General features: G+C 40.5%; 7 protein-coding genes. All 7 read left to right on the forward strand.

Annotation, left to right across the window (positions count from 1 at the left end):
- The first annotated feature begins 107 nt into the window (after nucleotides 1-107).
- On the forward strand, nucleotides 108-392 hold the full coding sequence (locus ACLHK8_RS00725) for a UPF0223 family protein (RefSeq protein WP_057775373.1): 285 nt from the start codon (nucleotides 108-110) through the stop codon (nucleotides 390-392).
- Nucleotides 393-397: 5 nt separating this feature from the next.
- Entirely contained in the window at nucleotides 398-1,168 is a 771-nt protein-coding gene (locus ACLHK8_RS00730; protein ID WP_179947334.1) for an inositol monophosphatase family protein, read from the forward strand.
- A 61-nt stretch (nucleotides 1,169-1,229) separates the two neighbouring features.
- Nucleotides 1,230-3,074: a translational GTPase TypA gene (typA, locus tag ACLHK8_RS00735; protein WP_057775375.1), complete on the forward strand. Its 1,845-nt coding sequence runs from the start codon at nucleotides 1,230-1,232 to the stop codon at nucleotides 3,072-3,074.
- Nucleotides 3,075-3,139: 65 nt separating this feature from the next.
- Nucleotides 3,140-3,553 (forward strand): arsenate reductase (thioredoxin), encoded by a 414-nt coding sequence (arsC, locus tag ACLHK8_RS00740; protein ID WP_057775377.1) that lies wholly within the window; start codon nucleotides 3,140-3,142, stop codon nucleotides 3,551-3,553.
- 420 nt (nucleotides 3,554-3,973) lie between these two features.
- Nucleotides 3,974-4,984, forward strand: a complete 1,011-nt coding sequence (locus ACLHK8_RS00745) for a KxYKxGKxW signal peptide domain-containing protein (RefSeq protein ID WP_063697759.1) — start codon at nucleotides 3,974-3,976, stop codon at nucleotides 4,982-4,984.
- 92 nt (nucleotides 4,985-5,076) lie between these two features.
- The gene (locus ACLHK8_RS00750; protein WP_434520340.1) at nucleotides 5,077-13,575 is read left to right on the forward strand and encodes an MBG domain-containing protein; all 8,499 of its coding nucleotides are present in this window, start codon (nucleotides 5,077-5,079) and stop codon (nucleotides 13,573-13,575) included.
- A 217-nt stretch (nucleotides 13,576-13,792) separates the two neighbouring features.
- The gene (locus tag ACLHK8_RS00755; protein WP_057773581.1) at nucleotides 13,793-14,956 is read left to right on the forward strand and encodes an FtsW/RodA/SpoVE family cell cycle protein; all 1,164 of its coding nucleotides are present in this window, start codon (nucleotides 13,793-13,795) and stop codon (nucleotides 14,954-14,956) included.
- Nucleotides 14,957-14,964 lie beyond the last annotated feature (8 nt).

The raw sequence follows: 14,964 nt of genomic DNA on the forward strand, positions 1-14,964 counted from the left end.
TAATTTTACCATACTTAATAAGCATTAAAAGGGGAAGAATGTTTTTAAATTGGTCTATTTTGCGGTAGAATGGAAATAATCTAGATTCACGAGAGGCAGAGCCGGTAATGAGCGAAAATTATGCGTACCCATTAGAGCCAGAATGGCAGATCGAAGAAATAACTACGGTTGTGACGTTGTATACGGCCGTTGAAACAGCCTACTTAAATGGGATTGATCGGCAGCTTTTACTCGATCAATATCATGATTTTAAAAAAGTCGTGAAAAGTAAATCTGAAGAAAAACAATTAACCAAGAAATTTTTGGAATCTTCAGGGTTTGACATTTATGTAGCCATCAAAACAGCACAAACTTCCAACAAAAAAAGGGTTGGACCATTAACAAATAGGTGATTAAAATGAAAAAAGTACAAGAGACCGACCGGGTCATTCGTGGTTGGCTTGAAGAGGTTCGGATGGATGTATTAAAGGAGATGCAAGATCCGTTAGCCATTTCTGAAAAATCAAGCCGTAAGGACTTAGTGACAAATATTGATAAGAGCAATGAAAAAAAGTTGGTGAACTTTATTCGCCAGTTTGATCCAGAAGCGCGAATCTTAGGCGAAGAGGGCTCAGGCGATGTGGTTCAAGACATGAAGGGGCACGTGTGGATAATTGATCCCCTGGATGGCACCCTGAATTTTGTCAAACAGCGCGATAATTTCGCCATTATGATTGCTTTGTATATTGACGGCAAGGGGATCTTGGGCTACATTATGGATGTGATGCATGACATTATTTATGGTGGGGGACCAGAAATCGGCGTGTTTACCGATACCCAAAAATTGAGAACTCCGGATAATCTTACTTTACGAGAAGGTTTGTTAGGGGTAAGCGGTCCAATGCTGGTTCATGATCGTTATCATTTGCAGGCCATCGATGAGGCTAGTTCCGGTGTGAGAATTATCGGAAGTGCCGGAATCGAATTTATTCAGGTATTGACTGGAAAGCAAAACGGTTACATTTCCCATTTGATGCCATGGGATTTTGCAGCTGGAAAAATATTGAGCGAAACGCTTGAACTTTCGGTAACAAAGGTTGACGGCACACCGGTTGATATGCTATCATCAAATGATGTATTAGTATCAACCAGAAATACACAAAAAGATATAATCAATATGATTAGGTAGTCTGACTGTGACAGCTAGTTGCAGTTTTTTTATGGAGACACCAGGAAAAGGAGAAACACTTTTGAAACGACGAGATGATATTCGAAACATCGCAATTATTGCCCATGTTGACCACGGTAAGACAACTTTGGTGAACGAAATGCTTAAACAATCAGATACATTGGATGAACATACCCAGATTGCAGATCGGGCTATGGATACTAATGTGATCGAACGTGAGCGAGGCATTACGATTCTTTCTAAGAATACAGCCGTTAAGTATGGCGACAGACAAATTAATATTTTGGACACCCCAGGACATGCGGATTTTGGTGGTGAAGTTGAACGGATTATGCGCATGGTTGATGGTGTGTTGTTGGTTGTTGATGCGCTTGAAGGAACAATGCCACAAACACGTTTTGTTCTTAAAAAAGCCCTTGAACAACATTTAACACCAATTGTTGTGATCAATAAAATTGATCGCCCAGGTGCACGTCCTTCTGAAGTTGTTGATGAAGTGTTAGATCTCTTTATCGAATTAGGCGCTGATGAAGAACAACTTGATTTCCCAGTTGTTTACGCTAGTGCTTTAAACGGAACTTCTAGTTACTCAGATGATCCTGCTGATCAAGAGCATACTATGAAACCTTTATTTGACACAATTGTTAAAACGATTCCAGCACCTGTTGATAACAGTGAGGAACCATTACAATTCCAAGTTGCTTTATTGGATTACAATGATTTCGTTGGTCGTGTGGGTATTGGCCGTATTTTCCGGGGCACAATCAAAGTTGGAGACCAAGTTACAGTTTTAAAGCTTGATGGCTCCACTAAGAACTTCCGGGTTACGAAGTTATTTGGTTTCTTTGGTTTGCAACGTTTGGAAATTAACGAAGCTAAAGCTGGTGATTTGATTGCCGTTTCAGGGATGGAAGATATTTTCGTCGGTGAAACTGTGACTGATCCAGCTCATCAAGAAGCTTTACCATTACTTCGTATTGACGAACCAACCTTGCAGATGACTTTCAGAACTAATGATTCACCATTTGCCGGACGTGAAGGTAAGTTTGTGACTTCTCGTCAGTTGGAACAACGATTGAAGTTGGAATTGCATACAGATGTTTCATTACGAGTTGAAGATACTGATGATCCTGGTGCTTGGGTTGTTTCAGGCCGTGGGGAATTACATTTATCAATCTTGATTGAAACTTTACGTCGTGAAGGCTATGAATTACAAGCTTCACGTCCAGAAGTTATCTATAAGGAAGTTGATGGCAAGCTTTGCGAACCATACGAATCCGTTCAAATTGATACTCCCGATGAATATACTGGCTCAATTATTGATAGCTTGTCACAACGAAAAGGCGAAATGAAGAACATGGAATCCACAGATAATGGACAGACACGTTTGACATTCTTAGCTCCTTCTCGTGGCTTGATTGGTTACTCAACTTACTTCCTATCAATGACTCGTGGATACGGAATTATGAACCATACATTCTCACAATACTTACCAGTTATCAGAAACTGGAATCCTGGCCGTCGTAATGGGGCTTTGGTTTCAATTAATACTGGTAAAGTTACAACATATGCCATCATGGGTGTTGAACACCGTGGAACGATCTTCGTAGATCCCGGTTTAGATGTTTATGAAGGTATGATTGTTGGTCAAAACAGTCGTGAAAACGATATTTCAGTTAATATCACCCGTGGTAAGAACTTAACCAACGTTCGTGCTGCTGGTTCTGATGATATGGCTAAAATTAAAACACCAACGCATATGACACTTGAAGAATCACTAGAATTCATCGATGAAGATGAGTACTGTGAAATTACGCCAGAACATGTTCGTCTTCGTAAACAAATTTTGAATACGAATGAACGTGAAAAAGACGCAAAACGTCGTAAGACTGCTTCAAAGAAATAAATAAGGTATAATAAAGGAAACTCAAGTCTGAGTTTCCTTTTTTGTATCTTAGGAGGGATTAATGAATGCGTAAAATATACTTCTTATGTACTGGCAATTCATGCCGTAGCCAAATGGCAGAGGGGTTTGCCAAACAGATACTAGGATCAGATTGGCAAGTAGAAAGCGCCGGAATTGAAAAACATGGTTTAAATCCATTAGCAGTTCAGGTCATGGCCGAGAAGGGGATTGATATCTCTAAGCAAACTTCGAAGTTGATTGATATGGATTATTTAATGCATGCCGATTTGGTCGTCACCCTGTGTGGGGACGCCCGCGATCGCTGTCCAATCACACCGCCTTCCGTGAGAAAACTTCATTGGCCATTACAAGATCCGGCCCAAGCAACAGGCGATAAAGAAGCCGTTTTGAATGTTTTTCGCGAAGTTCGTGATGAGATTCAGGAACGTATTATACAGTTATATCAATTAGAAAAATAGTTAAAAATGCCGAAATGAAACAGTTAGCTTAAGAAAGCTAGCTGTTTTTTTGTGTCTTCAAAAATGCTTACTAATCCGATTCAACTTCTTGATTTTAATCTTAAAAAATACAATTTAAAATGGCCGTTAATTATGGCTGAAATTAATTTTCGCGATTGTGGTTCTTTATTCGTTTACATACACTATTTTTAAACAATTATGTATGAGGTTTCAGAAAGTAAACGGTATTTTTATGAAATACAGCTTCAAATATAACTATAAAAATATAATTTTCACAGAATGCTGTAATTTTTAGTCAAAAAATGAATAATTTTAATTTTTCGTCAAGTGTTATATACTACTTCGGGTTTAATGGTGCTATAATGAAATTGGTTACATTTAGGGTTAATTAATATCCTTTATAAATAGGAGATGTGCGATATGGACAATCGTCAAAGAAAATTGAAACGTTTGAAACTATTACAAGATATGGGGCAATCTAAAGAGCATTTTAAAATGTATAAAGTACGAAAAAGTTGGTTGTTTGCCGGGATAACCGTCCTGTTTTTTGGTACGGGTATTTTCTTCGGTCATCCAATGGCTTATGCGGACACTACAGCAGAAGTGCCGACAACTGAGGTCGCAAGCAGTGCCGCTTCTTCAGCGAGTTCTGGTAGTAAAGCGGCTGCCAGCAGTGCAACTTCTAGTGCTGCTAGTGAAAGTAGCACGGTAAGTTCTGCAAGTAGTAGCAGCGCAAGTAGTGCAGTTAGTTCAACTTCGAGTTCTGCAAGTTCCACTAGCAGTTCTGCAAACTTAGCTTCAAATAATACATCGAGCGAAATAACTAATAAAAACCAGAAAAGTACTTCGAGTATTGCAAATTCAGCAGATGCCGTAAGCTCATCTGCTGACAGTGAGAATTCAATTGCTTCAGAAAATAGCAAAGCAAGTTCTTCTGCAGCTATCTCTAGCGCGAGTGCATCAACAACGAGTTCGGCAGATAGTGCAACGAGTGGTGTTGCTGAAACTAACAATTCAAGTGCAGCAAGTAACAGTTCTGAGAATAGCAGTAGCGCAAGTTTAAATGGTTTGGAAACTGATGTTGCAAGTAGCAGTTCTGTTACGAGTTCAGCTACCTTGGTTAACCCAACTTCAGCCGAGCTTAATCAAGCAAAAAAAGAAGCAGCAGAAGTCTATGCTAAAACAGGAGTGGCACAGACAATCACGATTGCTGCAGCCTCTTCGACTTTTAATGGACATACAATTCCGGATGGGTATACGGTAATTTATGCCAAAGATGGAGTTATTGTTGCGGTTAACGGAGTTGTTGGTGGAGTCCCAGCCGCAGCTACGAATAATGCCATTGCTTTTTTAGATGATCGTACTGATGTGACTGGTTTGTATATTGGGAGAACTAATCCAAATAGTGCTACTCCGAGTGGTTATATTTAAAAGCTAGTACAACTGGTTCCCCAAATGAAGATGGAAGCTACAGTTTTACAAAGGTCATTGCTATACCTGCAGAAGGAATTACAGAGTTTGCTGTGGGAATTAAGACTACTAGTGATAGTGCGCCTAAATGGAGTCATTATGAGGTACAAGGTGGTCAGGTTGTTGATGATAACGGTAATCCCGCCGTTACAGTACCCGAAGTAGCCGCACAAGTAACCGTCAGCTCAAACCAAAGTGGAACTTTCACTTACACCGTCAATGGTGGCGAGTCACAGACTGGAACCTATGGCACTGCACTCACTGGAATCAATGTTGGTGATGCAGTTGTCGTGACTCCGGGAACGGTAGCTGGATATGCTGCAACACAAAGTCATGCTTCATTTACAGCAACCGATTCTGCAGCAGATAATGCCGATGTGGTGACGTACACAGTAAATCAGACGTCAATTGTCGTTCATTATCAAGATTACTTTGGCAATACACTTGCACCTGATAGTTCGCTAAACGGTGACTACACAGCAACAGTTGATGCTCCAACCGCTACTGGTTACACATTTAACGCAGCAGATGCTAAGAACAGTCCTGCCAAGACAATTACTTTCTCAAAACCAGATGCGGACGGTAACGTAGTTGTGACAGACGCAGCTGGTGCTGCCGTTACGGAAATCACATTATATTACAAGACGAATATTAATTTAACAGTTACGGGCACTAAAGTTTACAACGGTATGGACTATGATTATGGTAATGATGACTTTCCTGACGACCCGGTCAACATTGGGTATCTTATCTTTACGGATGGTGCTGGTAACATTTTCAAGCTTGACACTTCAGGCATAAATAGTTCTAACATTTACTATACTTCTCCAGACGTAGGAGTCTACCCTGGTAGTATTCTAGTCAATACTGGCATGATAAATAGTAAAAATCCCGAATATCAAGTGTCATCAGTGACGGATGGAGACTTTACTATTACGGCTGCACCAGTGAACGCAACCATCGAGTCAGATGATACGGCCACAAAGGCCTATGATGGACAACCGATTTCTTATGTGCCGACTGTTGACTTTTCACGGACTGATACGGATGACACAAGTGCAATAGTGCCGAATACAGGAACTAATCCTAAAGACAAAATTACCTGGGATGCTGCAGACTTTGAGTATTTACAAGACGGTGTTGTGGTTACTAATCCTAAAGATGTTGGTACGTATTCTATTCAATTTAGTGCTGCAGGTAAGGCCAAATTAGCTGCTGCAACGAACTTTGCTATTACTCCTGTTTATGATGGAACGTATACGATTACCGCAGCGGATACGACAGTTACCTTAAGTGGTGGTGAAACTGAAACGTACAATGGCGCACAACAAAAGCCTGACGCTAGTCACTACAGTGTCACTTTGCCAACCGGTGTTACGTACACTTTAACTGATGCAGACGTTGAATTAGCTAGTGGTGGCATTAATGAAGGAACATATGGTGTCGTTTTAAGTGAAACGGGTAAGACGAATATTGAAGCCGCAGTCACGAAAGCCACTGGGACAAACTATACCGTTAAGTATGGTGACGCAACGGGAACGTTTACGATTACCCCAGCAGATACGAAAGTTACCTTAAGTGGTAGTGAAAATGAAACGTACAATGGCGCACAACAAAAGCCCGATGCAAGTCACTATAGTGTCACTTTGCCAACTGGTGTTAAGTACACCTTAACCAATGATGACATTCAATTGGTCAGTGGTGGCAAGGATCATGGCACATATGATGTTGTCCTAAGTGATAAAGGTAAAACAGACATTCAAGCAGCAATTACTGCCAAAACTGGCACTAACTATACTGTTACTTTTGGTACACCAACTGAATCAACTTTCACTATTGATAAAGCTAAAGCTATCATTACGGTTGAAGATGGTGGATCTCAATATGATGGCAGCAGTCACTCACTTCCAAATAGTAACGTTACCATTACGGGTGTAATTGGTGATGAGCAACTTGGTTACAGTCTAACGAACAATGCCAGAACAGATGCTGGATCACAGACAGTTTCTATTGTCTTAACGGATAGTGCTGTAAATGATAATTACAATATTGATGCAACTGATACAGCACAATTAACAATTACCCCAGCAGATACAACAGTTACCTTAAGTGGTAGTGAAAGCGAAATATACAATGGCTCACAACAAAAGCCTGACGCTAGTCACTACAGTGTTACTTTGCCAACTGGTGTTAAGTACACGTTAACCAATGATGATATTCAGTTAGCCAGCGGTGGTACCGATGTTGACACCTATCAAGTTCAGTTGAGTACGGCTGGTGAAAAAAATATTCAAGCCGCCATTACCGCTGCAACCGGTACTAACTACAAGGTTATATTTGGTGAGCCAACAGGTTCGTTTGAAATCACTCCTGCTGCAGGCTCAGTAACTTTAAATGGTGGTTCAAAAACTTATGATGGTGTAACAGTACCAGATTTAACCATAGATGCACCCGTTAAAGTTGCTCTTGAACAAGGCGATTACACAGTTACACCAGTCACGGGAACTGCTGACTTAAAAGGAGCCGGTACTTATACCTATCAACTAACCCAAGCTGGAATTGACAAAATCACAAAGGTCAATAGCAATTACACGCTGAATGATTTGACCAAATTAACATCGACTTACACGATTAACAAAATGAAAGTTACACTAACAGCTAATAATAGCGGCAAAATTTTTGGAGCAGACGATCCAGAATTAACTGCTTCAACGGACGTTCCAATTGTTGCTGGAGATACCCTTGACTATACAATAGCTAGAGTTTCTGGCGAAGATGCTGGTACTTACGATATCACTGTAACCGCCGGAACAAACGCAAACTATGACATTACAGTTGGTAAAACTGGAACTTTCACAATTACGCCTGCTACTGTTACCAATATTAGGATTGAAAATGGGACAAAGGTTTATGACAGCAAGGCAATCAATGCTTGGCCTGATGTTTATGCTACTTTAAGCAATGGAAAAGAAATTCAGCTTATTTGGTCATCTAAGACCCTAAATGTTGATTTCGTTTTTACACCAACGACAGGAACAGCTGATTTAACTGGGGTTGGTTCATATACCAGTCAACTAAGCGCAATTGGCGTTACAAATCTTCTTAGCGTGAACACCAATTACTACTTACCAGGGTTAGCAGCGGCGACTGGAACGTATATAATTACACCCGCCACGGCTTCAATTAACGTCAATGATGGATCAAAATTTTATGACGGTAAAATAATTAGTGATGCACCAACTGTTAGTTTGATTGATTCCGCTGATGGAATTGCGGTTCCGAAAGATGTCACACTTGGAACTGGCGATTATACAATTGAAAATAATGCAAAAGATGCTGGTGAATACACAATTGTATTAACTGAACAAGGAGTTAATACGATTGCCAAGGCATTTAGTAACTTCAGTTTAGGCGATATTAGTGGTAAAACAGCCACTTATACCATTAAGAAACAACCAGTCACAATTACGGTTACTGGTGGTACGTATGAGTACGATGAAGCTAACCCAATTACGCATAGCCCAACTGTTGCTGTTTCTGGCGCCGTTGAAGGTGAAACTCTAGCGTATACGATAAGCACCAAAGGCTTAACATATCCTGGGAGTAAAACTGTCACCGTTACGTTTGATGCAGCAAATGCAGTTAATAAAAATTACGATATTAATGTTGTTTCAGATGCGTTAACAATTACAGGGGATGCTTTCAAAGCGTTTAACCGAGCAATCCATTTTGAGGGTGCTGGTGATCAAACGCCACAAGATGTTGACCAGACGTTAACTTATAGCGTAACCGAAGATGCAGATGGCATCTTACATTACTCGTTAATGGACGCTTTACCAGAAGTTGTGATTCCTTTAATCACAGGATACACACCTTCAAGCGCGGATGTTACCCTTGCTAAAGATTCGGATGGAAATTATTTGCCAATCAAGATGGACAACGCTGGAACCAATTTCGATGGTGTAGATCCAACTAATGGTGACATTACCATTACGTACAGTGCTGATGAAGAACCAGTAACTGTAAATGCAACGGGTAATAAAGTTGGAACTGGGTTTACTTACACCGTAAATGGTGGGGATGCTCAGACGGGATCTTATGGCACAGCTTTAACCGGTATCCACTATGGTGATACTGTTGCGATTACTCCTAACGCGCAAGATGGATATATGATTCATTCAGATACGAATACAATTGTCGTTAGTGAAATTGCTGATAACAACGTGGCAAATGTGACCTACGAAGCTGATGCTCAATATGTGGATGTTCAGGTAATCGAGAAGAATACCGGAAAGATTATTGGAAGTGTTCGACTAAATGGACACACAGATGATAATTACACGATTGCCACTCCACCAGCAAGCTTTAACATCCATTACATGGAGGGAATGGCCAACGATGGCACTCTTGTTAATGAAATTAATGATGCTGTTTTACTGACCTATGCTGGTCTAAAATATGGGGATTCTCTCAGCGGGACTTATAAGGCCGGTGACGGAATCCCAACAATCGTCATTTACTATGAAATGCAGCCATATACGTTAAAGACAGATTTTCTTGTAGCTAATGACGATGGCACGTACAAAACTGTTGGAACAGGAACGGTCACGTATACGCCAGCTATTCCAGCTACAGGAACATCAGCAGAAGTTCCTGAACAAATTACCTACACTGGAATTCCGGCTGGATATGATGCAACACCAGTTGATTCAGCAATTAAATATGTCGATGATAAGACGTATATTCCGTTAGGATCTGTTGATGGCGCTATTATAACCTCTGATGATTTGGCACTCAGAGTTTCTGATGATGGGACAATTAGCACGGCATTGGATGAAACCTTCAATCCATCTTTCGTGCTAACTCCATTAGCTCAGGATGTTAACGTGACAGCAGTTGGTAACAGTGCGGAAAACAACACGTTTACCTATACCGTAAACGGTGGCGAAAAGTTGACTGGCACGTATGGGACGAGTTTGCCGGATATTGTAACTGGTGATGTTATCGCGGTTGCACCTAATGTACAAGATGGTCGTGCATTCACGCAAAGTAGTGCTTCAATCACTGCCAGCGGTGCTGATCCAGAAACAACGGACACTGACACAGTTACGTATAGTACAATTGCACTTTCCGCTCCAGATATAATTTATGGTGATACACCAAGTTATTCTTTCGATATTCAAACTGATAGTGGTGTTAAAACCGTTGAGCTAACTGCCGATGATGTTACAGTAGCCGATGGTAATCTCAATGCTGGTACGCATACAGTTAGTTTAAATGCTGATGGTTTAAAGAAATTACAGGACGCAAATCCAGATTACACGTTTGGGTTAATTACAGGTACGATTACAGTTAATCAAAAACAGATTACAGTGACCGCCAATGGTGATACAAAAGTTTACGGGACTGATGATCCAACATTCACCGCAAACTATGACAAGAGTCAATTAGTTGGTAATGATACTTTGAACTACACAGTCAGCCGCGAAGCTGGTGAAGATGTAGGTGGCTACTTCGTAACCGTCACAGTTGGCAATAACGCTAACTACGCGATTAAACCAGTAGCAGGTCGATTCACAATTACCCCAGCATCAACGACTGGTAATGAAGATGCATCTGTAAAAACGGATGACAAGACCATAACCTACGGTGATACCACACCAACGTTGAGTGTCATAGTTGGCAAGAATTTGACAACCAAGGATGCCGGTTTAACTAATGCGGACTTTACGATTACGGATGCAAAATACACGAATGATGGTAAAGATCTCGCGGCAGGTAAGTATCAAGTTACGTTAAATGCGGATGGCATCAAGAAGTTAGAAGCGGTCAACAAGAACTTCACAATTGATGATGTCACCGCAGGTACACTTACAGTTAATCCAAAACAGATTACAGTGACCGCCAATGATAATAAAAAAGTTTACGGGACTGATGATCCAACGTTTACCGCAAGCTATGATAAGAGCCAATTAGTTGGTAATGATACTTTGAACTACACAGTCAGCCGCGAAGCTGGTGGAGATGTAGGTGACTACTTCGTAACCGTCACGGTTGGCAATAACGCTAACTACGTGATTAAACCAGTAGATGGCCGGTTCACAATTACCCCAGCATCAACGACCGGTAATGAAGATGCACAAATTAAAGTAAATGACGCTTCATCAAATTATGGCGCAAGTTCACCAGACTTTAGTATCACAATTGGGTCAGATCTTAAGAAACCAGGCAACTTAACAAACGCTGACTTTGTCTTTGTAGATAAAGCCACAGGTAAAGAGACTGACGGGGTTCCAACAAATGTCGGTGATTATCAAGTTAGTTTGAACGACAGTGGTAAAGCTAAAGTATCTGCTGCTAATCCAAATTATGATCTTACCGATGGCGACTTTGTAGCCGGAACTTATGTCATTAAACCTGTTGAAACAGCTTTGGGGGATCAAAACAAACAATTTGTCATTAGTGATGCAACTGCAATTTATGGTAATCCAACACCTACATTTGTGGTGACGCCTGGAAAAGATGTTGTAAATCCAGGAAATATCACAAATGATGATTTCACGTTTATCAATAAAGATACTGGTGAGGTTGTAGTTGGAATTCCGTCAGATGTTGGTAATTACGAAGTGGTCTTGAACGAAGGTAGCAAAGATAAGCTTACTGCCGCAAATCCAAATTACGTATTTAGTGATGATGATTTTGTGAGTGGGACTTATACAATCAAACCAAAAGTGACAGATCCAAAAGACGAGACTACGCAAGTAACTGTTAATCCACCTGAGATTACGTATGGGGACGCACCGAGTTTTACGATTAGCGTGGGTAGTAATTTAACTACTGATGGTGTGAAATTAACCAATGATGATTACATGATTACTGATGCAATTTACACGAATGATGGAAAATATTTGGCATCTGGTAGCTATAAAGTTACGTTGAATGAATCGGGTTTAGCTAAGTTGCAGGCAGTTAATCCAAATTACACAATCAGCAAAGATTCGGTTATCAGTACAACATTAGTTGTTAATAAGAAGACAATTACTGTATCTGCCAATAATTCTGGCAAAGTGTTCGGAGAAGCTGATCCTGATCTGACTGGTACCGTTACTGGTTTGGTAGGCAATGACAATGTGGCCTATGTCGTTAATCGTGTTGAAGGCGAAAGTGCCGGAAATTATGATGAGACGGTAACGGCCGAAGAAAGTGCAAATTATAATGTGAAGGTCAGTGGTGGTACGTTTACGATCAAACCCGCGGGAACAAGTACTGGTGATGCAGACAAAGAAATCTTTGTTAATGATGTGACATCAAACTTTGGAGATAAAACACCTAATTTTGGTGTTACAGCTGGCAAAGATGTTGTAGATCCTGGAAATCTTACGAATGATGATTTCATATTTATTGATAAAGACACAGGTAAAACAGTAGATGGTATTCCAACCAATGTGGGTCATTATGAAGTTAAATTGAATGCAAGCGGGCAAGCAAAAGTTAAAAATGCAAATCTAAATTATGTGTTTAATGATGGCGACTTTATCAGTGGCACTTACACGATTAATGATGTCATTACCCACAGTAAAATTACTGTGAGCCAGACCGTTCATTATACCGGGACTGGAGTAAGGACACCTGCTGATAAAACTCAGTCAATCGTTTACGATGTCGCAACAAGCAAGGCGACTGGTGAATCAGTTTACACACCAGAATCTGGCTATGCCACAGTTAAGACGCCTAACATTAACGGGTTCACCAACAGCGGTGATGTGGCTGGATATACACCGGCCACAACGACTAATAAACCAACTGATTCAACCGTGACGGTTACCTACAAGCCAACCAATAACCTAGAATATAGTGAAATTACGGTTACTCGAACCGTTCACTATGAGGGGGCTGGTAAGCAGACACCACACGATGTGATTGAAAACGTTGTTTACAAGGTAGTTACAAACAAGACAACTGGTGAGGTTTCATATACACCTCAAGGAGTTTATGAGGCTGTTGCAACGCCAGACTTGTCTGGATACACGAACAGTGGTGATGTAGCTGAGTCCATTCCAGAAGCGACAACCAACAAACCAGAAGATAGTTTAGTGGTTGTTCAGTACAAGAAGGTTTCTGATGGCAACGGAACGAACCCTGGAAATCCTTCTAACCCTGGCGAAGGTGGAAATAACCCAGGTACACCTTCCAATCCAGGCGAAGGCGGTAACAACTCTGGCAATGGAAATAATAATAAACCAGGTAATGGTGGTACAACACATAACACGCCAACTACTCCTGGTTCAGGCTCCAATTCTGGAACGGGTAATTCAGGTGTAAGTACAGAAGGTATTAAGAACTCTGCAGGTTCACAAGTAAAATTGGAAACCTTGGAGAGTTCAAACACTAAAGGCAAGGCTAATAAGAATATCGCAGTTGTGAAAGCTGGGATATTGCCACAAACTGGTGAACAGCATGAAAATGTTGCTTCCTTGATTGGCATGGCAATTTTAGGTGGATTCACGGCGTTGTTTGGTTTGAAACGTCGGAAACACGAAGATGAAGAATAAAAAGTTTGAAATTTGAGCTTTTGTAGATGATGTCAGTGATGGCATCATCTATTTTTTTAGAATTATAAGAAATATTTTTCGAAAATAAAATAAAATTCGAGGATGCCAACAATTTACTGTAATCTGCGCAGTTTCTTAATTTTTGCCAGCGGTTACGTATGCTATAATATGCAGAGTTAGCACTGTAATTTTTTACAATCAAGGTGGGTTCTTTTTAATGAAGAAGTTGAGAAATTTAGATTATTTTATTTTAGTTCCGTACATCGTTCTATGCGTCTTTGGGATTATCATGGTGTATTCTTCAAGTGCTGATTACTATATTATTAATGGTATTCGCGCGACCAGTTATCTTTTTCGGCAGATGGCTTATACAATGGTAGGAATATTAGTGGCTGGAATTGTGTTTAGCTTAAAACTAAGCAAATTGCGAAGCCCGACTTTCCTTAAAATATTTGCGGTCCTCATGCTGTTTTCATTTATTTATTTGATCTTTTTTGGAACCGAAATTAATGGTGCCAAAGGGTGGATTTCGCTTGGACCAGTTAACATCCAGCCAGCCGAAGTGGCCAAGGTCTTTTTGACCCTTTATTTAGCTGATATGCTTTCCAAACATAATGACAGACTAACGGCGGATCCTAAGAAATACTATCGCGCTCCGTTAACAATGGTTTTTGTGTTTGTACTGGCCATTTTCCTACAACACGATATGGGTGGGGCCACGATCAATTTTGCGATTGCTCTAATCATCTTCTTTGCCAGTGGCATTGATTATCGCAAGGGAATTGGCACAATTTTGTTAGGTGTTTCCGGATTTATGTTTGTGATTTTACCCTTACTATCGCGGATTAATGTCAATACAAAAAATTATATGCTCCAAAGAATTGTTGGTTTTGCGCATCCATTTGAATTAGCGAAAGGTGCCGGCAATCAACTGGTGAATTCCTATTATGCTTTGGGTAACGGGGGCGTTTTTGGAGTTGGACTAGGAAATAGTATCCAAAAAAAGGGGTACTTACCAGAAGCTAATACCGACTTTATTATGGCGGTAGTTTCTGAAGAACTCGGGTTGGTTACCGTTAGTTTGATTCTAATTTTGTTGCTGGTGATTGTAGGCCGGACAATCTGGCTTGGTATTCATGCGCAGCAGATGTATGAAACGCTCGTTTGTTACGGAATTGCAACTTATTTGACAGTCCAAACGGTCTTCAATATCGGTGGGGTTACCGGAATTTTACCGATTACCGGAGTCACTTTTCCCTTCATTAGCTATGGGGGATCAAGTATGTTGGTCTTGTCAGTAGCGATGGGGATTATTCTAAATATTAGTGCAAGTGTTCAAAGAGAACGCGTTGCAACTTTACAATTAATTAAAGAAAATTAGTTTGGAGG

The organism is Pediococcus sp. M21F004, assembly GCF_051122535.1.
In the GTDB taxonomy this organism is placed as follows: Bacteria; Bacillota; Bacilli; order Lactobacillales; family Lactobacillaceae; genus Pediococcus; species Pediococcus inopinatus.

What these genes read in the sequence shown, in the direction of transcription:
- ACLHK8_RS00755 (WP_057773581.1), top strand. Translation starts at nt 13,793, where the DNA reads ATGAAGAAGTTGAGAAATTTAGATTATTTTATTTTAGTTCCGTACATC.
- ACLHK8_RS00730 (WP_179947334.1), top strand. Translation starts at nt 398, where the DNA reads ATGAAAAAAGTACAAGAGACCGACCGGGTCATTCGTGGTTGGCTTGAA.
- ACLHK8_RS00725 (WP_057775373.1), top strand. Translation starts at nt 108, where the DNA reads ATGAGCGAAAATTATGCGTACCCATTAGAGCCAGAATGGCAGATCGAA.
- arsC (WP_057775377.1), top strand. Translation starts at nt 3,140, where the DNA reads ATGCGTAAAATATACTTCTTATGTACTGGCAATTCATGCCGTAGCCAA.
- ACLHK8_RS00745 (WP_063697759.1), top strand. Translation starts at nt 3,974, where the DNA reads ATGGACAATCGTCAAAGAAAATTGAAACGTTTGAAACTATTACAAGAT.